Origin of the sequence: Roseofilum reptotaenium CS-1145, assembly GCF_028330985.1 — a bacterium.
GTDB lineage: Bacteria > Cyanobacteriota > Cyanobacteriia > Cyanobacteriales > Desertifilaceae > Roseofilum > Roseofilum reptotaenium.
This window is the reverse complement of sequence record NZ_JAQMUE010000077.1, coordinates 18155-37362: the sequence shown is the minus strand read 5'-3', so window position 1 is coordinate 37362 and position 19208 is coordinate 18155. Positions and strand designations below refer to the sequence as shown.

Annotated in this window: 16 protein-coding genes, 1 pseudogene and 1 CRISPR repeat array; of the genes and pseudogenes, 8 read left to right on the top strand and 9 right to left on the bottom strand. The window is 44.0% G+C overall.

Translation table 11 applies throughout. From position 1 onward, the window contains the following. The first annotated feature begins 235 nt into the window (after positions 1 to 235). The gene (gene trmD / locus PN466_RS14595; protein ID WP_271940376.1) at positions 236 to 937 is read left to right on the top strand and encodes a tRNA (guanosine(37)-N1)-methyltransferase TrmD; all 702 of its coding nucleotides are present in this window, start codon (positions 236 to 238) and stop codon (positions 935 to 937) included. Positions 938 to 1117: 180 nt separating this feature from the next. Here trmD and PN466_RS14590 read toward each other — a convergent pair whose 3' ends face one another. Then, the gene (locus PN466_RS14590; RefSeq protein WP_271940375.1) at positions 1118 to 2545 is read right to left on the bottom strand and encodes a radical SAM/SPASM domain-containing protein; all 1428 of its coding nucleotides are present in this window, start codon (positions 2543 to 2545) and stop codon (positions 1118 to 1120) included. 474 nt (positions 2546 to 3019) lie between these two features. Between PN466_RS14590 and PN466_RS14585 the strand changes: the two genes are divergently transcribed. Beyond that, complete coding sequence (locus PN466_RS14585; RefSeq protein ID WP_271940374.1) at positions 3020 to 4396, top strand: NB-ARC domain-containing protein; 1377 nt, start codon at positions 3020 to 3022, stop codon at positions 4394 to 4396. Between the two features lie 28 nt (positions 4397 to 4424). Then, positions 4425 to 4529: pseudogene (locus PN466_RS26355) on the top strand (tRNA (guanosine(37)-N1)-methyltransferase TrmD); the annotation flags it as partial. Between the two features lie 33 nt (positions 4530 to 4562). On the opposite strand, the gene PN466_RS14575 reads toward PN466_RS26355, so the two are convergent. From PN466_RS14575 to PN466_RS14555, 5 genes are all read right to left on the bottom strand, one after another. Then, on the bottom strand, positions 4563 to 5087 hold the full coding sequence (locus tag PN466_RS14575) for a Uma2 family endonuclease (RefSeq protein WP_278003101.1): 525 nt from the start codon (positions 5085 to 5087) through the stop codon (positions 4563 to 4565). A 128-nt stretch (positions 5088 to 5215) separates the two neighbouring features. Beyond that, on the bottom strand, positions 5216 to 5773 hold the full coding sequence (locus PN466_RS14570; RefSeq protein WP_271940418.1) for a Uma2 family endonuclease: 558 nt from the start codon (positions 5771 to 5773) through the stop codon (positions 5216 to 5218). Between the two features lie 339 nt (positions 5774 to 6112). Beyond that, a complete protein-coding gene (locus PN466_RS14565; RefSeq protein WP_271940372.1) occupies positions 6113 to 6349 on the bottom strand; it encodes a DUF2811 domain-containing protein in 237 nt (78 codons plus the stop codon). 544 nt (positions 6350 to 6893) lie between these two features. Next, a complete protein-coding gene (locus PN466_RS14560; RefSeq protein WP_271940371.1) occupies positions 6894 to 8588 on the bottom strand; it encodes a GAF and HD-GYP domain-containing protein in 1695 nt (564 codons plus the stop codon). 476 nt (positions 8589 to 9064) lie between these two features. Then, entirely contained in the window at positions 9065 to 9766 is a 702-nt protein-coding gene (locus tag PN466_RS14555) for a DUF4079 domain-containing protein (protein ID WP_271940370.1), read from the bottom strand. A gap of 197 nt (positions 9767 to 9963) precedes the next feature. Between PN466_RS14555 and PN466_RS14550 the strand changes: the two genes are divergently transcribed. Then, positions 9964 to 10791, top strand: a complete 828-nt coding sequence (locus PN466_RS14550; protein ID WP_271940369.1) for a hypothetical protein — start codon at positions 9964 to 9966, stop codon at positions 10789 to 10791. A gap of 92 nt (positions 10792 to 10883) precedes the next feature. Further along, positions 10884 to 11213, top strand: a complete 330-nt coding sequence (locus tag PN466_RS14545; RefSeq protein WP_271940368.1) for a hypothetical protein — start codon at positions 10884 to 10886, stop codon at positions 11211 to 11213. Between the two features lie 296 nt (positions 11214 to 11509). Here the strand turns inward: PN466_RS14545 and PN466_RS14540 are convergent, their stop codons facing one another. The 3 genes from PN466_RS14540 to thrB form a co-directional block, all read right to left on the bottom strand. Continuing rightward, positions 11510 to 12610, bottom strand: a complete 1101-nt coding sequence (locus PN466_RS14540; protein ID WP_390890006.1) for an ABC transporter permease subunit — start codon at positions 12608 to 12610, stop codon at positions 11510 to 11512. A gap of 255 nt (positions 12611 to 12865) precedes the next feature. Next, positions 12866 to 14182, bottom strand: coding sequence for an urea ABC transporter substrate-binding protein (gene urtA / locus PN466_RS14535; RefSeq protein ID WP_271940367.1), 1317 nt, complete (start codon positions 14180 to 14182; stop codon positions 12866 to 12868). A gap of 127 nt (positions 14183 to 14309) precedes the next feature. Continuing rightward, complete coding sequence (gene thrB, locus PN466_RS14530; RefSeq protein WP_271940366.1) at positions 14310 to 15236, bottom strand: homoserine kinase; 927 nt, start codon at positions 15234 to 15236, stop codon at positions 14310 to 14312. A gap of 110 nt (positions 15237 to 15346) precedes the next feature. Between thrB and PN466_RS14525 the strand changes: the two genes are divergently transcribed. The 3 genes from PN466_RS14525 (at position 15347) to ureG (ending at position 19187) form a co-directional block, all read left to right on the top strand. After that, on the top strand, positions 15347 to 16513 hold the full coding sequence (locus tag PN466_RS14525) for a glycosyltransferase (protein ID WP_271940365.1): 1167 nt from the start codon (positions 15347 to 15349) through the stop codon (positions 16511 to 16513). Positions 16514 to 16631: 118 nt separating this feature from the next. Continuing rightward, positions 16632 to 17492: direct repeats of the CRISPR family, unit length 37 nt; unit sequence GTTTCAATCCCTCATAGGGATTTAGATGGGTTTCAAC. 339 nt (positions 17493 to 17831) lie between these two features. Further along, a complete protein-coding gene (locus PN466_RS14520; protein ID WP_271940364.1) occupies positions 17832 to 18506 on the top strand; it encodes an urease accessory protein UreF in 675 nt (224 codons plus the stop codon). Positions 18507 to 18593: 87 nt separating this feature from the next. After that, positions 18594 to 19187 (top strand): urease accessory protein UreG, encoded by a 594-nt coding sequence (ureG, locus tag PN466_RS14515; protein WP_271940363.1) that lies wholly within the window; start codon positions 18594 to 18596, stop codon positions 19185 to 19187. The last annotated feature ends 21 nt before the right edge of the window (positions 19188 to 19208 follow it).

Genomic DNA, 19208 nt, shown 5'->3' with positions numbered 1-19208 from the left:
ACTGACTTTACACATCATGGTGACTTATGGGGGTTAGAAGAGAAGTTTTAAAAAAGGATTCTCTTCTGAAGCGGTCAACAAGGGACTAGTAAGGGGTTGAGCAATTCAACCCTGAAGACCTTCAACCTCTGGGATTTCGGGTATCTTCTATGCTATAGCTTAATGGCCAATACATAATCTAATCACAGGGAAATCCGCTCTCTGTGATGCTAGTTCAGTTGAATAGGAGTCACTCTTGCGATTCGATCTCATTACACTGTTTCCTGATTTTTTCTCGTCCCCCCTGAGTTCAGGATTGTTGGGCAAGGCTCTTGCCAAAAACATTGCTCAGGTTTATTTGACCAACCCCCGCGATTTTACCACTGATAAGCACCATAAGGTAGATGATGAACCTTATGGGGGGGGTGTGGGCATGGTGATTAAGCCGGAACCTATTTTTGCAGCGGTGGAATCTTTACCGCTGGGGAATCATCGTGAGGTGCTGTTGATGACTCCCCAGGGAGAGCCTCTAGAACAGGGATTGTTTAAAACTTGGGCGAGGGAGTATGACCAGTTGGCGATTATTTGCGGCCATTATGAGGGGGTAGATGAGCGGGTGTTAAGTTTGGTGACTCGTGAGGTGTCTTTGGGGGATTTTGTGCTAACGGGGGGTGAGATTCCGGCCTTGGCGATCGTTAATGGGGTAATTCGGCTGTTACCAGGGACGGTGGGAAAGGAGGAGTCTTTGAAGGCGGAGAGTTTTGAGGAGGGTTTGTTGGATTATCCTCACTATACGCGACCGGCTGAGTTTCGGGGCCAGAGGGTTCCGGATGTTTTGCTGTCGGGGGATCATGGCAAAATTGCCCAATGGCGCTACGAGCAGCAGGTGGAGAGGACGAAGCAGCGACGACCAGATTTATATGAAGCTTGGTTGGAGCAAGGAAAAATTGAAAAGTGATAGGTTATCCCAGGTTAAAGACATCTTCGTAGATTTGGGCCATGGCAAAGATATGCCCGCCCAGGTATTCATGACGAACGGGGCGATCGCATCTTCTGCTTATCCTGGGTATGATTCGATGCCTCTACTGTAGCGTTTCCAGAGGGGAGGGAGGAAAAAGTGCGATCGCCCTTCATGACATCACAAAGCGCTACCCTTAAATAATTCTGGCTTAGTTTTAACGTAGTATTCCCAGGCAATATCTATTTCTTCCAGGAAAGGCATACAATGAATTTTCTCTGGGTAGTTAAATCCCTCAAAAGCACAACCACCAGAACAAATAAAGCGAACTTTACAGTTACGACAGTTGTCCAAGTCCATAACACTTCTTTGAGTCCATTTAGTTACTGACGCATCATTTAAACTCAAGGATGGATCGTAGGTTCCAATCCGAAAAGATCGATCTCCAACCGCCTCAAGACAAACATGGATATCTCCTTTAGGATCGAAAATATACATTTCTCGGACAGCTTCACATCGATAAAAAATCGGATAACGTGGTTTTTTATTTAGCATTTGCTCTACATAACTAAAGCCTCGAAAATGCCGAATATCAAAAACTTCCCTTACCTCTGGACTTTCTTGAAGTATATCCAATAGCTTAACGAGCAAATCTGCTTCATTAGGATTCTCATAATCACCGATATTTCCATGATCCGTTACAGGCGATACATAAGCGTAAAAGTGTTGATTGTTGCACCATCCTTGTTTTTGGACGAATTGAGAAAGTTGAGAGATAAACTTAACGCTATCTATATCTAAATTCACCCGTAAGACAATTGGCCAGTTAGCTGATAAAGCTGCATCAATTCCCGAACAAATTTTTTCAAATGAAGGGGCACCATTACGAAAGCAACGCCGTCGATCGTGAATTTCAGCAGATCCATCTAAAGTCACTTGGATATGATTACAGTTTTTTTCTAAGGAACGATTCTTTACAAATTTGGCTAACTCTGTTCCATTTGTAGTAATACTGTATGGCCACTGTAAATCCCCCAACCGTTCAAGCAGGTATTCTAGAACTTCTAAGTTCGCTTTGTTGGGTAGTAAAGGTTCACCTCCAGTAATTGAAATTTTTGGCAAAAAGCCTTTGTCTTCTTTTACAAGACTCTTAATTTTAGTTTCACGACTTTCTATGACATTGAAGGCTAAGTCTACTTGTTGTCGAGTTAAAAATCCGCAAGAGTCTGCCTTACTTCTTTGAAAACAATAGGGACAAGCCAAATTGCAGTTAAGAGAAGTTATGAAACCATAATCACCACCTTTTAAATGAGCAGCAATTGCATCTCCGTTGAATTGTCTCCTAAATAAACTTTTGATTGTCGCATCTTCGGAGGTTGCTTCAGTCCAAACAAAACCTTTGTCAAGGAAATACTGCCAAACGTCTGCACTTAAATATTTACCCTGAATCGATCCATTTATTTCTGCCTCCTTAAAAACCTTATAGACTTTTGCATTGACCTGTATTGATGCACCAAAAAAAAGGTTGCTTAATAACCTAACTGGTTTTCCGTTAGCCGTTGTGGTTTCAAATAAATGATTATATTGGCTTGGGTAGTACATATTCATCTCCTTTCCATTATATGTATTTAATTAATGTTCATACATTGAATACAGCAATGGCTGACACAACAACCTTGGATACAACATATGCAAAAACCTGGAACACTACCATCTTCAGTTTTTTCAGTATGATATAATGACTTAGAAATTTCATTGTATAATCCTTGAGAAATTTCTTGAAAAGGATATTCCGAATAAACGGATTGGGTATCTATGGTTAGATTTGAATTTCCTGACTGAAGAGTTTCTGGACTAACAGAGATAACTTGAGACATGAGCTTTTAAGGTTGATTGACTTTTTAATAGTATTTCATTGATTGAGACTTAGGCAATCGGAAAATGTAATATTTAGTATGAACTTTTCTGAGAAAAAAATGAAGTCCATTTGGGAATTATCACTAAATGTCAGCAATCATCGGAAAATGTAGGATATAATCAGAGCCAGTCTGAGATGGGCGAGAGAGGATGAATCTTAAGGAAATGTTAAAACTCGCAGATGAGTTGGTATTAGCCAAGACAGAGCAGCACCTTGATGACTTGCAAGAAGCGGTACTTCGAGGAACAGTCCAAGGTAAGACATACCAAGAAATAGCTGATGGATTTCGCTGTTCTGAAGGTCATGTTAGGGATGTGGGTTCTAAATTATGGCAAATACTCTCAGAAATGTTGGGGGAAGATGTCCATAAATCTAATTATCGAGCTACAATGGAAAGGTTAAAAGTTGCTATTATATCTTCCAATTGCGCCAAAGACTTTGCACAGATTAGTAATTACAATTTTTGTAGGGATGCATACCACCAGTCGAATATACCCAATACGGGAAATCATTCCACAAAATCTGACAGGATAACAACGGAAATCAGGCATCAAGATTTGAGTGAAATGCCGGATTGTCCAATTTGTTATGATCGTACAGATGAACTCAAAACTCTGAAAAAATGGATTATTCAAGAAAAATGTCGTCTGGTCACCATTGACGGAATAAGTGGCATTGGTACAACCACACTGGCGACAAAACTAATCCAAGAAATCAAAGATGAATTTGACTATGTGGTGTGGCGGAGTCTAGAAAATTGCCCAACGCTTGCCCAACTAGAAACGGATCTAATTGATTTTCTTCGCCAGCAGCAAGAAATCCAGTCAGTACCTCAAAAAAACAGGCGGTTATCCCTGCGTAAATATCTGCAAAAATATCGCTGCTTATTGGTTTTTGATGATGTTCAAAATCTATTTAGTGATGGAAAAATTTCAGGAGAATATAAACCGGAAACGAAAGATTATGGAACCTTCTTTAAGCAAATTGAGGAATTATATCATCACAGTTGTTTGTTGCTTACTGGTTGGGAACAACCGAGAGAAGTTGCCCAGTGCAAAAGCAAATACGATGCCGTTCGCAGCCTTACACTGACTGGGTTAAACTACAAAGAGGCTGTAAAAATATTTGACGATCGCGGGATTGCCAGTTCGGAGATTAGTCAATCGCTGACTTCCCTCTACCAAGGGAACCCTTTATGGTTAAAAACATTGGCAACTTTAATGGAAGATTTAGAACTCAGCCCCAGTGAGTTATTTGTTGAGGACGATATTATACTACCTGAAGATTTAAAAGATAATTTAGACCAACAGTTTAATCGGTTATCGGAAACTGAAAAAGAAGTCATATTTCTGTTGGCGAGAGAGGGCAAACCGGTTAACCTGGCAAGATTACTAGAGCATCAACCCATTTCATCCTCAGACCTACTAAATGCTTTACAATCTTTAACTCGGCGTTATTTAATTGAAAAAGAGGAAAAATTTTATGCCTTACAGCCGGTATTACAGCATTATGTGATGAGTTTGATGCCAAGTGGAAATTGATAGCGATGAATGGGATTGAAACTTGAACACGGTGGGAAAGGAGGAGTCTTTGAAGGCGGAGAGTTTTGAGGAGGGGTTGTTGGATTATCCCCACTATACGTGCCCGGCTGAGTTTCGGGGCCAGATGGTTCCATACTCGGTTAATTCTCAATAAATCATTTTCTCGTTAAAATGAAAGTCTCTGGAATAGATCGGCCACGGGTAAGGTAAAGCCAGGAATCACCTCTTCACCGTCTAAAGCGTCAACAGATTTCAGCAGGCGATCGGGTTCTTGGGCAGAGCGATAAACCAAGACATAATGTTCGCTAGGGTGAATAATCCAGGCTAGGCGAGTACCATTCTCAAAATACTCCACCAGTTTGTCGTGTATTTCTTCAACGGTATTGCCAGGAGATAGGACTTCAACGACTAGATCGGGCGCACCCTCTAAAAATCCAGAGGGGAGTTCGGTCATTCCTTGCAAACGCTCTTTAGCAAAGAAGGAAATATCAGGAGAGCGCCTATTCCCATTTTTCATTTTGAAGGCAGTGCTGGAGTCAAACAAAGCTCCTAGTTTCTGGGTATTGACTACTGCAAAAAGAGCAGAGCTTAGAATAATGGCAATATTGCCATGTAATGCCCCTGAATTTCCCATGTCGATCAATTCTCCATTTACGATTTCATAGCAGTGTCCGTCCTTGGGCAGTGCCATGAATTCCTCATCTGTCCAAACTTTTTTTTCTGTTATTACTTCAGTTGCAGTCAGCACAAGTAAACTCCTTACAATTACTGTCGATCGCGACGACGTTCAAACTCAGCAAAAATAATGACTACCCTCGATTATGCCAGATTGAAGACATCTTCGTAGATCTGGGCCATGGTGAGGGTTAGTCCTACTGATTCTAAGGTTAATTCACTTTCTGCGTCTAAGATTTGGACTGTCCAGTTGCCAGGAGCCTCTTGGCGATAGACTTCAACTTGGATTCTCTCTTGGGAGACAAGAACGTATTCTTTGAGGCTTTCTAGTTTTTGATAGTTCGTGAGTTTTTCTCGTCGGTCAAGGCTTTCTGTACTTTTGGAAAGGACTTCAACGATCAGGTTGGGCTGAGTTTTGAAGTATTGATGATTGTCTTTCCGGCTACAGGTTACGAGCAAGTCTGGATAGTAAAAAATATGGTCTTGAATTTGAATTTTCATGTCGGATATAAATACCCGACAGTCGGTTCCTCGCAGATGGGGACGCAACAGAGCAAGAAGATTTCCGGCAATGAGATTGTGTTCTTCACTTGCACCTGCCATGGCAAAGACTTGCCCGCCTAGGTATTCATGGCGAATGGGGCTATCTGCTTCAGCGTGTAGATATTCTTCAACGGTGAGTAAGGGTAGGGGCGATCGCATCTTCTGGTTATCTGGGTATGATTCGATTCCTCTACTGTAGCGTTTCCAGAGGGGAGGGAGAAAAACCGGCGATCGCTCTCTTTTATGTAATTCTGATAAGTGTTCTAATTGATCCTCTAGAATGGGTTTTAAGTCTCCTAATGTAATTGGCCTCTCCAATAGACAAACTGGGGTAAGCGAGGATTGGCCAATAACAAATCCGATTCTAGACCTACATTAATCATTCACTTCAGCAACTCTGGCCTGGGTTAACAACTTTAGATGTATCGAGCCGCTCAATTGATGAGGTTGAATCAGTGATAGGAAGGTTAAGACCGGATAAATAACAGGTGCAGACCGTTAAGGCAGAGCAGATATATTAAATAGAGCATCAAGATAAACCCGTGCTGCCTTCCGATAGCTAGATTGATGGCTCTCTGGAGTCTGACCATTTCCATTTTGCAGCAAAAATAGGGACAAGGCCGCAGAAAATACCCGCTCTTGATCCCAATCGGGATGATTTTCTAAATAGCATTGGATGGATTCGTGGAGGTCTTCAGGTATTTCTGCCAGAATACTCACAGTTGTAGTATGCATATGCAGCCCTCTAGGGTTGGGTTGAGTGGATGTTGGCATGATGCCTTGCGACTCTATTGTGTGCTACGAATGGGGGGTCTTGTCAATGTTGCGAAATATTAAAAAAGCCAATCATTTTTTGTTACATAAACGATAGAATAAGGGTTTGAAGCTAGTTTTTGTTACATAACTTTATTTTTCTAGAATAGAGAATCGAGACCGTCACCCCTGGAGGAAAATCCCCAAGTCAAGCCTAGTGATACGGTGAGATAGGAGTTCTGTCAGATTAAGGTTGTGTAAAATTCTGGAGAAGTTGTGGAAAAGACCAGGGAAACTTGTGGAAATGTTGTGGAAGTTGTGGGGAAAAGAGGGGGAAATGATAAGAATTACAAATTTTGGGATGGGGGAGAATGGGGAGATGGGGGGGATAGGAGGACACGGATACATGGTGATTGGTGTGTAGCACGAATAAATGAATTTGATATGAGTTTACGTCTAATGGGAATGAAAATATGAATCCATCAGACGTAATGGTTCATTATTAATTGTTAATTATTCATTGTTCTTAGGCGGCTGATACGCTCTCTTTTGGCCAGGTGTGGCCGAGAGCTGTAAAGACTTGGCGCTGTTCAAAGAGGAGAACAAGATCGGGGTTAATTTTGCCGTTGTTGGCTTCTTCATGGAGAATTTTCATGACGATATCAATGGGAAGGCGGCGTTTATAGGGGCGATCTGCGGCAGTGAGCGCGTCATAGATATCGGCAACGCTCATCATTTGGGTTTGCATGGGGATATCTTGTTGATGGAGTCCTTGGGGATATCCGCTGCCATCAAGTTTTTCATGGTGTCCGTAGGCGATCGCCGGAATATCTTGTAAACCTTTTGTCCAGGGAATGCGCTTGAGAAATTCGTAGGAATGGGTGACATGGGCCTCGATCGCCAACCGTTCTTGAGTCGTTAAATTGCCTCGAACCACCAGTAACTGAGCGATTTCGTCGGGTTTGAGTAAGGGTTTTTGTTGACCATCCACATCTCGATAGGTGAATTGGGCAATCTTTTCTAATTGCTGCTTGAACGTCTGATAATGAGTCTTGAGTTCTTTTGTTTCAATGGCTAAGGGACGCTTGAGGTCTTCAATTAGGGCTAAAGATTCTTTTAAGTAGGCGATCGCCTGATTTAATTCCTGGTCTAATTGCCCCAAACGATCGCAATGGGGACAATCCTCTTCCGTATCTTCTGAATGGTGATGACTGGGATGTTCGACTAAATACTTAAACTTGTTTTGATAGCACTCCATTTCTAACGTCCGTTGAGCCAAGGAAAATCGATGGCGAATCACTTCTAACTGTTCGGGATAAAGCTTTTCTCGCTTCCCTAAAATGGTTTCCGGAACCAAGACTTTACCAAAATCATGTAGCAAAGAGGCATAGCGAATTTCTTGAAGTTGCCGGTCATTAAACCAAATTAAATGGAGGGGGCCGGAGTGAATATCATTCACTTCTTGGGCTAGTCTAACGGTTAATTCTGCTACCCGTTCCGAATGTCCAGAAGTGGTCGGATCGCGGGCTTCGATAACTTGTACAGAGGCTTTCACGAAACCCTCAAATAGAGTTTCAATACTTTGTTGTAGGTGATTTCGTTCAATGGAAATAGCCGCTTGGGAAGCGAGCGATCGCACAATTTGCTCTTGAAACTGGCTAAACGGTAAAGTATTCTCTAGAGCATTAGTGGCCGTAATGTGCAGATCCGGTTGGTGTTTGCGATTAATTAACTGTAAGACTCCAATGACTGTCCCTTCATTATTTTGCATCGGCAGCACCAAAACAGAACAAGTCCGATAAGCAAAATCATGGTCAAAGCTGCGATCGAGTTGATAAGGAACGGACGAGGGGAGTTGGTACGCATCGACAATATTTAAGGTATCCCCAGTCAGAGCTACATAACCGGCTAAACTTTTCGGAGTTAAGGGAATAGCAAATTCCTGAAACAGACGGGTCGAGATCGAATCATTTTGGGCGGTCTTAAAAATCAACTCTTGGGCATCTTCTTTGTGGTTGACTAAATAGACACTTCCGGCATCACTAGAAGTGATTTCCCGACTTTTGGACAAAATCAGATCTAATAACTGTTGTAAATCGTGACTCCCTGATAGAGCGGTACCAATAGCGAGGAGTTCTTCCACTAAGTTGGCTCGTTTAGTTGCTTCGTCTGCATCTTTTTGTACAACTAAACAGGCTAATTCGGGATGCTGTTCATCCATGATCTTAAGTCCTCATTGGCTTTTGCTGAACTGATGCACCCGATAGAACTTTGGAGAGTTGATAGGTATACCTGTCTTCTATCCACATCTGTCTTGGTTCAGAGGTAATGCGAAACACCCAAGTAAGAATACTATAGTGGTTTTTCTAGTATATCTTGAAATTAGTTTCAACAAGTATATGTAGGGGTGAAAAAAATTTGCCCCTACAAAAATGTCTCACTGTTATTTAGATTGACTATATTACTTCAACTCTAGCTTGCTATCTATTGAGAAGATTACGTAAGACGATTAACAAGGGGAATTATCCCCCTTGTTAACTAAAGTTTCCCTGATTAAATAATGTCAGTTTTGGTTAAGGGCATTTTGCGGCTAATTTGACCCAAGAACCGAGATTACAGCAAAAGAGAGTCTAAACGTTTCCGGTTATTCAAAACTGACGTGAAGTAAAGTTTTATTAACCCCTGACGATCGCGGCATTAATCGCCTAACTGAGGACAGGTTTTTGCACTCCACTTACACTGATAGACATAGGGTTTTTGCCAATCGAGGGGAAGTTCTAGCAAGTCACGGGAACCGGTGAATCCTTGACCAAAAAACAATAAGACGGCGACACAGTTCAGGATAATGTGGGCCATGCGCCATTTATGGGAGCGATCGCGGTAAATATCTTGTACGATCGCTAAAGAGAAAATCATTAATAGGGCCGCAGTAATACCATAATAATAGTGAGAAATATACCATTCATAGCCCCGTCGAAACACACCATCTTGACAACCTAGAACGACTAGACCCATACCTGCACCGGTTGCAAATACACCTCGCCATAATTTAGAGCCACGTTTACTAACGCGGAAGAGGTAAACTAGGGAAGTAATAGTAGCAGCAAATAACAGGGCGACTAAAATAGCTTCAGCGGTACTAGAGCGGGGTTTATCAATAAACAAGACATAAGCCAGGGCAACTAAGCTGATGCCAACTACAGAACCCGTGAGCCATTGGCCAATTCTGACATGATCTGGGCCAACGATAGTCGGAATTTTACTTTTATCCCCTGCTGCTATTTGTAATCGTCGTTGGCGAGTTTGCCAGGCGAAGTGAACCACAATACCAATGAGGGGATAAACAAGGGCTACAGCTAGGGTAGGATGTATTATAGCGAGTATATCTTTGGTGTCCATAGATTTTCAGTGAGGTTAATGGATACTTTCTAGCCTATTCGAGATGGAGCGATCGCAGATTAATTCTTTCTGAGTGATTCTTGAGATCATCCTTACCTCAGATTCGAGCGAGATCTCGACCCATGGGTTACAACGGTATATAGGAAAACTTTCAGGGAAAAAGGTGACCCATTACCGATTACCAGCGCGTGGTGCTTATGGATATCAACAACCTTTTAAATCAACTGGCAAACCAGGAACAAGAATTACAAGAGCAGGAATTTCTCGCACCTTGTGTAGCGGGAGGAAGGGTGAAAACGGCGATCGCCTCTATCGCGTATTGTTTTCAACCGCAACCGGCGGACTTTGAAGGCTGGGGCATTTTCAAACCTCTCGATACGCGAACAGCTCAATGGGTGGATGAGCCAACTTTGCCGCAAATTAGCGAGTATTTAAATTTGCTCAAACCCCTAAGATTTTGGCTCAGTTATCGCCTGAAAGGACAAACTTGGTTAGCTTATCCGGTAAATGGGGATGAAGCAAGAAAACGCTATGGCATTACTCAACCGACTCCGGTTCATTTGGTTACTGAGGGCGGGGCATTTGAAACGATTATCGCCCGTGGAGATGGGTCTACCTGGTTGTTTGAAAGTGTGGATCGCCGCGCAGACCCGCAAATTACGGACACGCTCAAGCAGCACTTAAAACAGTTAACTGACCCGGAAACGCTCCAGTTTTCGGGCATGACTCCAGAAGCCAAAATTACTTATGAATTGGTAGCTGGACAACAGGAAGAATTTGGTACGGAAAAACGCGATCGCCGTCGCTTAAATCAAGCGCTGAAACAAGGGGGAGGAGCGCTGCAAGAATTTGCCGATCGAGGGGATTATTGGCACGTAGAATGGACAACGGCGGATGGAGAACACCATGTTTCTGCCATTAGTAAAGGGGATTTAACGGTGATGAGTTCGGGGATTTGTCTGAGTGGGCGCGATCGTGACTTTGATTTACAATCCCTGGTAGGCGTGATGGAAAATCGAGATTAATTATGGTGGCAGAACGAGCATAATGAAGGAAGCCGGGAATTGTAGATAATTGATCTGATGGGAGAGGAAATATAGAGCCTCTTGGTTTGATTATGGCAGCGTTAGTAGCGGGTGATGCTGCACCGGATGCGTATCAAGGGCTGAAGGCATTGATTAAGCGCAAGTTTGGTGGAGAACCGAAAGCGGAAATGGTGTTGGAAGAACATGAGAGCGATACGGGAACTTACGAAGCTCCTTTGAAGAAAAAGTTACTCGAAGCAGGAGCAGATAAGGATAAGGAAATTCTAGCGGCTGCTCAGAAACTGCTCGATGAGATGGAGTCGAAAGAGTCAATCCCTGGGAGCTTTCAGACGACATTTGAAGCGGAGGTGAAAGGGGCGCAAGTTGGACATGGTAACCAGCAAACCAATACGTTTAGTTAAATTAATGTTTGATGTGCTGGGGATGGGACGGGTTTACAGGATTGATGGTAGGTTTCCCAGAGCTGGTTAAAACCCGCCCCTTGTATCTTAAGAGAGGAGGCGATCAGGCCAAGGAGGAGATCGCGCTGGGTCAGAGATCGTTAAACAGCAAGCTCCATCGATGTAGATCAGGAAGGAAATAAAGAACAGACAACAGAACAACCCCAAGTAGTCATAGGAGAGGAAAAGTAAAGAAATACTCAAATGATCATGCCCTAATATCATTTCTCTTTAAGTTTGGAACTAAGGATTCATGATTAAGCATCGACTGTGCGCCCCTTTTGCGGGAAAATCCCTGCCGGACGGACTTGCAGGAAAGCAATAATGAACGCAAATACCATCACCTTTGCCATGCTAGTCGTGGCAAAAAAGGTAAAGAAATCCGCAATGGGTTGAATAGGAGTGGCAATTAAGGCGAGGGTGCCGGAACCGATGAGATAGTTTAAGGTACCAATGGATAAGGCTGCCACTAAGCTACCCACCAATTTACCCACACCTCCGACGACAACCACCATAAAAGCATCAACAATATAATTTTGTCCTGTATTGGGGCCGACAGAACCGAGTAAGCTAATGGCACATCCAGCCACCCCTGCTAACCCAGAACCGAGGGCAAATGTGAGCGCATCAACTTGATGGGTGGGAATGCCTAAGCAGGCGCTCATCGTGCGGTTTTGGGTAACGGCTCGAATGCGTAATCCCCAGGGCGATCGCTGTAAAAATACATAAATTCCGACCACACAGATTGCAGTTAAGGCGATGATAAATAAGCGAGCGTAGGGGAGTTGGAAGTTGAGGATAGGAATCCCCCCACGTAACCAAGAGGGAGCAGTGACATCGACGTTTTGCGCTCCAAACCAGGGTTGAGTGACGGCTAATTTAAAGATATTACCTAGGATAATCCCTGTGGTAAGAGCAATTCCGGCAGATAGAGGTAAGAGGATCGAGAGTGCCCATTTACGCATCTGCTCAAAATTCGGGCGACGGGATACCACCCACCAACCACCAAAAAACAGCAGGCAAAATACCCCTAACCCAATCACCATTTGCCAACTCACACTCCGGACAAACTGTTGTAGAATTAGGCTCACCCCCCAAGTGGCTAACAGGGTTTCTAAGGGGCGGCCATACAAAAACCGGATCACCCCTCGCTCTAGAATAATTCCCATGATTGCGGCGACAACAAAGGCGGCCGGTAGAGCAAAAAAGATATAAACTTCAAAGAATTGATCGCCCATGGCCTTAAAACCATTTTGCACCACAAATGTGGTATAAGCGCCTAGCATCATCAACTCGCCGTGAGCCATATTAATGACACCCATTAAGCCGAAAATAATCGCTAGACCTAGGGCAGCCATGAGCAAAACAGAGCCAATGCTAATGCCGTTAAAAATTCCTTCGAGTAACAGTTGCACGATTTTCTCCAAATTAATAATAATATTTATACCATTTCTGTCTGATGTTGTGTTTTAACAAGTGGGAAAGAGCAACTTGCTTCTCAAAAATCGATTAGTAGCACTCTTAAAAAGAAATAGTATTACAAAAATTTGTAGGGGCGAAAAATTTTTCGCCCCTACAGATACCTAACAATTATTCATCATTAATTGTTAATTCTAAATCTTGAACTTGCCTCCTTTGGCTTTATCTGACCAGTCACAGGCAAAGCCTTTGGTTTCGGCTACAAACTGGTTCCAAGGGAGGGGAGAAACCGCAGCATCGGTAGCGTTGACAATTTCAAACAGACCATCGTCACGCACTTCTCCGATCCGTACCCACTTGGACAAATGATGGCTATTATTCATCATCACTGGTCCTTCTGGAGCCTCAAAGGTTTGACCATAAGCGGCTTCACGGACAGCATCTAAATTATCAGCCGTTCCGGCTGCTTCTACAGCCTGTTTCCAGATATGGACACCAATATAAGCGGCTTCCATGGGGTCATTGGTAACGCGCTCTGCTCCATATTTGGCCTTGAAGTCAGCGACAAATTTCTCATTGGCTGGATTTTCGACAGTCATGAAGTAATTCCAAGCGGCGTATTGACCCTTGAGATATTCGACCCCGATCGCCTTCACTTCTTCTTCAGCGATACTCACCGACATTACCGGATACTTATCTGGAGTTAGCCCAGCGCCTTGCATCTGCTTAAAGAAGGCGACATTACTATCCCCGTTCAGAGTATTGTAAATTACTCCACCATCGGGCAAAGCTTGGCGAATTTTCGTAATAATGGGGGTCACTTCCGTATTCCCCAAGGGTAAATAATCCTCTCCTACGGTAGTTCCACCTTTGGCAGCCAGTTGCTCTTTAATAATCGTATTGGCGGTGCGGGGGAATACATAATCAGAGCCGACTAAGAAAAATTCTGTACCTTTCTCTGCTAATAACCAGTCTACTGAAGGCTCAATTTGTTGATTCGGAGCGGCTCCTGTGTAGAAAATATTCTTTGAGCATTCCTGGCCTTCATACTGCACAGGATACCAAAGCATATGGTCTTTTTCTTCAAACACTGGTAAAACAGCCTTGCGACTGGCAGAAGTCCAACAGCCAAAAATCGCTACCACTTGGTCTTGATCGATCAACTTTCTGGCTTTTTCAGCGAAAGTGGGCCAGTCAGAAGCGCCATCTTCGACGATCGCCTCGATCTGTTTTCCGAGGACTCCACCCATTTCATTGATATGGTCGATCGCTAATTGGGTCGATTCCACCACACTTTTTTCACTAATCGCCATGGTTCCACTCAGGGAATGCAAAATACCGACTTTAATCGTATTGCTTGCTGCTGGAGTAGTGCTATTACTTTGCTCTACCGGCTCAGATGTTTCATTCGCTGTATCTGTTGGACCCCCACAAGCTTTGAGTAAAATACTCGTGCCTAGAGCAGCAGAACCATAGACGAGAAACTTACGCCGACCAATACGATGTGCCATACCGTTACACTCCTGTTGCCTGAGTTAAGGAAACGTTAAGTAATTTGCCAGAGAAACTATTTTAATCCAGTTGGATCGTTTTTTTGTGACCTAGACTACAGAACGTTTCCCCAACTTGAGGGGAAGGTTATTCCAGCTCAACCGTTTCCACGGTTGTTCCCTTGTGATCGAGCATGAGCGATAAAGCATCGACATGGATACCGTGAGTTTTCCAGCTTTCTACCATTGCTGTACCCACCTCAGTCCCTCGATCTGCATTGACAAAAGCAATCAACGTCGGCCCTGCACCACTAATGGCAACGCCCAGAGCGCCAGCTTCTATGGCTGCTTGTTTGACCTCATCATAGCCAGGAATTAGGGTTTTACGATAGGGTTGATGAATGCGGTCTTCCATGCCCCTTTTCAACCATTCTGGATTACCGGTTTCCAGCCCTCGCACCAATAGTCCGATATGGCTGATATTAAAGATGGCATCTTGGCGATCGTATCCACTGGGCAAGATCCGGCGTGCGTCTGCGGTGGATAACTCAAAGTTGGGAATGGCAACCACTGGAATAATGGTCTCGTGCCAAGGAATATCGCAGATTAACCAACCGCCTTCGTCTTTTGTGGCTAAATGACAGCCCCCTAAGAGGGCGGGCACCACATTATCTGGAAATCCTTCTATGGCGATCGCCAATTCCATCAGTTCAGTTTGGCTTAAGGGACTCTCTGCCAAATGATTAGCGGCTACTAATCCAGCCACAATTGCCGTTGCTGAACTGCCTAACCCTCGCGTCAGAGGGATTTCCATATCAATCTCAATTTTCACCCCTGGGGTCTTTTTTCCCAGGCGATCGTACAACCGCTTAAAGGATTTATACGCTAAGTTATCAGCATCTGTGGTCAGGTGAACCACATCAATTCCCTTCAGGTCAATGTCTAGGGAACCTTCATCAGGGAGGAGCGAAAAGCAAAATTCATTATACAATGTTAGCGCTGCTCCCATACAATCAAAGCCAGGGCCCAAGTTAGCTGCGCTTGCCGGAGTCCTGACCCTCACTGCCTCCACCATATGTAATTACTCCTGTTGTAACAATCAATCAATCCATCCTCCATTAAAGCAAAGGAATGGAGGGATGGGGAGCATCGACGGATCGGAAGGAGGATAGTTGTTCGTATTTCATGTTCAATGGCGTTATGTTGATGATTAGCCTGAGTGTATCGGGAATAATTTGGGTGATTTTACTCTGTTTTTGGGGTAACTTTTGGTGGGCCAATCAACGGCTAGAGGTATCGGTCAACGCTGGGGATGAGCCGCAGGCGAGTTATCCCAAAGTGGGTGTAATCGTCCCAGCGCGGAATGAAAGTGAGGTGATGAGTCGGAGTGTGCGATCGCTCGTCGATCAAGATTATCCCGGCCCCTACTCTATTCTGGTTATAGATGACCAAAGTACTGATGATACCAGAATCCAAGCTCAATCCTTTGATGGCGTGACGGTCATTTCTTCAGAATCTTTACCCTCTGGATGGACTGGGAAGCTCTGGGCCATGGAACAAGGCGTTAAATACTACCAATGCCAATCTTCTCCTCCGGATTATTATCTGTTCACCGACGCTGATATTGAACATTCTCCGGAACACTTAAGCCAATTGGTATACAAAGCCCAACAGGAGGATCTAGAGCTAGTCTCAGTGATGGTTAAATTACACTGTGAAAGTGTTTGGGAACATCTATTGATTCCGGCTTTTGTCTTCTTTTTCCAAAAACTCTATCCGTTTCCTTGGGTGAATAATCCCCGTAAATCCACGGCAGCAGCAGCAGGGGGTTGTATTTTAATTACGCCAGATGCCCTAACCCGAATTGGCGGATTGGAGCGCCTGCGAGATGCTCTGATTGATGATTGTACTTTGGCTCAAGCGGTGAAGTCTACTGGCTCCGGGCGCATCTGGTTAGGCTTAAGTGAAACAACGTACAGTTTGCGCGCTTACAGCACGTTACAACCCATCTGGGATATGGTTGCTCGAACAGCTTTTACCCAACTCAATTATTCTCCCTGGTTATTGCTGGGAACGCTTTTGGGGATGGTGCTGGTCTATATTTTGCCCGTGGTGGCTTGTGTGTGGGGATGGATTTCTGGTGTGCCCATTCTGACGACGATCGGGGGGCTGACTTGGGCATTAATGGCGATCGCCTATACCCCCACAGCTAAACTCTATCACCAATTTCCCTTAGCCGGTTTTGCCCTACCTCTTATCGCTTCGCTCTATACTCTCATGACTCTAGACTCAGCTCTACGTCACTGGCAAGGTCGCGGTGGCGGCTGGAAAGGACGAGTGTATCAATCATAGCGCTGCGCGCTAGGGAATGGGGAATAGGGAATAGGGAATGGGGAATAGGGAATAGGGAATAGGGATTTAGATGGGTTTCAACTTGCCATAAATTGCGGAAATAGTAAAAATAGGTTTGGTTTCAATCCCTCATAGGGATTTAGATGGGTTTCAACTTGAAAGTATGGAGCGCTTGCAAGTAGAAAATTTGGTTTCAATCCCTCATAGGGATTTAGATGGGTTTCAACTCATACATCCCGTGGTACAGCCTTCAGAGGATGTTGGATGTTTCAATCCCTCATAGGGATTTAGATGGGTTTCAACACTGGCGGGCCACATCTCTCTCAATTTGGCGTTGCAGTTTCAATCCCTCATAGGGATTTAGATGGGTTTCAACGAAATGCTTGAAGAAGGCATCGTGCAGGAAGTCCCTGTTTCAATCCCTCATAGGGATTTAGATGGGTTTCAACAATGAGATATAAATTGCAAATGGCGTAAGCGCCATTAAAGTTTCAATCCCTCATAGGGATTTAGATGGGTTTCAACAATACGAACGAGAAGGGGAGTACTTCAGTGCAAAATAAAAGTTTCAATCCCTCATAGGGATTTAGATGGGTTTCAACATAAGTGAAAACTTTCGCCCCCATAGTCCTGAGAAAACGTTTCAATCCCTCATAGGGATTTAGATGGGTTTCAACCAAGTTTGCTGTCATTGGTTGCTTTGCATTTCTTAAAATCTCTGTTTCAATCCCTCATAGGGATTTAGATGGGTTTCAACATTGCTGCGTTGAGATGCTCCATCTTTTCTTCATAGTTTCAATCCCTCATAGGGATTTAGATGGGTTTCAACATCCACAGTTGCCTCAGTATCGTCCAAGGCTTTCTTGTTTCAATCCCTCATAGGGATTTAGATGGGTTTCAACGGGGGCTAATCGCTGAAAAGCTTCGTTGTTTCACTTTCTCGTTTCAATCCCTCATAGGGATTTAGATGGGTTTCAACCGCTGGCTTCCGAGACCCTTGCTGTATTTAGTTTTCAAGGTTCATTTCCGACACACCCCCCTAATTATAGTTCACTCAAGGCTAAAAAGCCAGTGAAAATCGCTCAAACCCTTGTCCTATCTAGTCCGACGCTACCTCAACCATCGAAAAGGCTGTAGGGAAGACTGGGTAAGGGATACAGTACTTGTGAAATCAGAAGCCATTTCCACACCCCCCTAGTGTCGGATTTTAGGGGAAGCGGAAGGGAATTCCCCTACTCTAGGGCGCAACACTATAGAAATTGGGATTTTTGAGTTACTGTTCACTATTATTATTGATCGTATCAATGACAAATACCATATGCAGGATTCTGTCTTATTATCCTTATTACAATTAGCCAGTCCCACCTTACCCGTAGGAGCTTACAGTTATTCCGAAGGCTTAGAAACCCTCGTTGAACAGGGAAAAATTACCGATGAAACTGCTTTAGAGCAGTGGTTGAGGGATGGGTTACGATTAGGTTCTATTCGCCTGGATGGAGCAGCGTTAATCCGGGGAGGGGAAGCTATGCAAAAGCAAGATTATGCGACGCTGCGCTATTGGAATCATTGGCTTCTGGCCACTAGAGAAACGGAAGAATTACGACAACAAACCGTGCAAATGGGGCGATCGCTGGGTCTACTTCTGCAAACGCTAGTCCCCGATCTTGCACCCATTTTACAGGAGTTGGGGCCAGAATGGAGCTATCCCCTGGTATTTGCGATCGCCGCCCAATCTTGGCAGATTTCCCCTGCAAATGCCCTTTTAGCCTATCTGCAAAGTTGGGTGTCTAACCTAATCACCGCTGGCGTGAAGCTGATTCCCCTCGGTCAAACTACAGGTCAAAAGCTGTTACTTGAGCTTCATCCTCATATTACGGCGATCGTCCCTGAAATTCTGGCTTTAGAAGACGATAACCTTTATAGTTGTAGCTGGGGATTCTCCCTCTACTGCATGGCCCACGAAACCCAATATACTCGACTCTTTAGAAGCTAAACCGGGGTAATGGGTAATGGCTAAACTGTTTTTCCCTTAAACTTACTCTTTCTCAGGGATTTAGTTGAAACAAAAAGTACTTTATTTATGACTCAATTGCGTGTAGGAGTGGCTGGGCCCGTTGGATCGGGAAAAACCGCCTTGGTAAATTTACTGTGTCAAACTTTGCGAGACCAGTATCAAATTGCGGTGGTAACCAATGATATCTATACCCAAGAAGATGCCCAATTTTTAGTCCGATCTGGGGCATTATCTAGCGATCGCATTGTTGGTGTAGAAACCGGAGGCTGTCCCCATACAGCGATTCGAGAAGATGCTTCCATTAATCTAGTGGCGATCGAGCAACTCGAGCAACACTTTACTGATTTAGATCTCCTCTTTGTCGAAAGTGGTGGTGATAATTTAGCGGCTACCTTTAGTCCCGAATTAGTCGATATTACCCTTTATGTCATTGATGTGGCTGCTGGTGATAAAATCCCCCGTAAAGGCGGCCCGGGAATTACAAAATCTGATTTATTAGTGATTAATAAAATCGACCTGGCTCCCTTAGTTGGTGCAGATCTCAACGTCATGGAACGGGATGCGAAAAAAATGCGCAGCGATAAACCCTTTATCTTTACCAACCTCAAAAACAATACCGGACTAGCAGAGGTCATTCAGTTTATTAAGCGCTATTTTTGACACTCCCCAGTCTGAAGACAC

Bases quoted from the DNA above. Each gene is read 5' to 3' on its own strand.
- PN466_RS14540 (WP_390890006.1), bottom strand. From the start codon at position 12,610: ATGGCTGCCCTAGGTCTAGCGATTATTTTCGGCTTAATGGGTGTCATT.
- PN466_RS14520 (WP_271940364.1), top strand. From the start codon at position 17,832: ATGCAGGATTCTGTCTTATTATCCTTATTACAATTAGCCAGTCCCACC.
- PN466_RS14570 (WP_271940418.1), bottom strand. From the start codon at position 5,773: ATGCGATCGCCCCTACCCTTACTCACCGTTGAAGAATATCTACACGCT.
- thrB (WP_271940366.1), bottom strand. From the start codon at position 15,236: ATGGTGGAGGCAGTGAGGGTCAGGACTCCGGCAAGCGCAGCTAACTTG.
- PN466_RS14590 (WP_271940375.1), bottom strand. From the start codon at position 2,545: ATGAATATGTACTACCCAAGCCAATATAATCATTTATTTGAAACCACA.
- PN466_RS14560 (WP_271940371.1), bottom strand. From the start codon at position 8,588: ATGGATGAACAGCATCCCGAATTAGCCTGTTTAGTTGTACAAAAAGAT.
- urtA (WP_271940367.1), bottom strand. From the start codon at position 14,182: ATGGCACATCGTATTGGTCGGCGTAAGTTTCTCGTCTATGGTTCTGCT.
- PN466_RS14545 (WP_271940368.1), top strand. From the start codon at position 10,884: ATGGCAGCGTTAGTAGCGGGTGATGCTGCACCGGATGCGTATCAAGGG.
- PN466_RS14555 (WP_271940370.1), bottom strand. From the start codon at position 9,766: ATGGACACCAAAGATATACTCGCTATAATACATCCTACCCTAGCTGTA.
- PN466_RS14585 (WP_271940374.1), top strand. From the start codon at position 3,020: ATGTTAAAACTCGCAGATGAGTTGGTATTAGCCAAGACAGAGCAGCAC.
- ureG (WP_271940363.1), top strand. From the start codon at position 18,594: ATGACTCAATTGCGTGTAGGAGTGGCTGGGCCCGTTGGATCGGGAAAA.
- PN466_RS14550 (WP_271940369.1), top strand. From the start codon at position 9,964: ATGGATATCAACAACCTTTTAAATCAACTGGCAAACCAGGAACAAGAA.
- PN466_RS14575 (WP_278003101.1), bottom strand. From the start codon at position 5,087: ATGGCACTGCCCAAGGACGGACACTGCTATGAAATCGTAAATGGAGAA.
- PN466_RS14565 (WP_271940372.1), bottom strand. From the start codon at position 6,349: ATGCATACTACAACTGTGAGTATTCTGGCAGAAATACCTGAAGACCTC.
- PN466_RS14525 (WP_271940365.1), top strand. From the start codon at position 15,347: ATGTTCAATGGCGTTATGTTGATGATTAGCCTGAGTGTATCGGGAATA.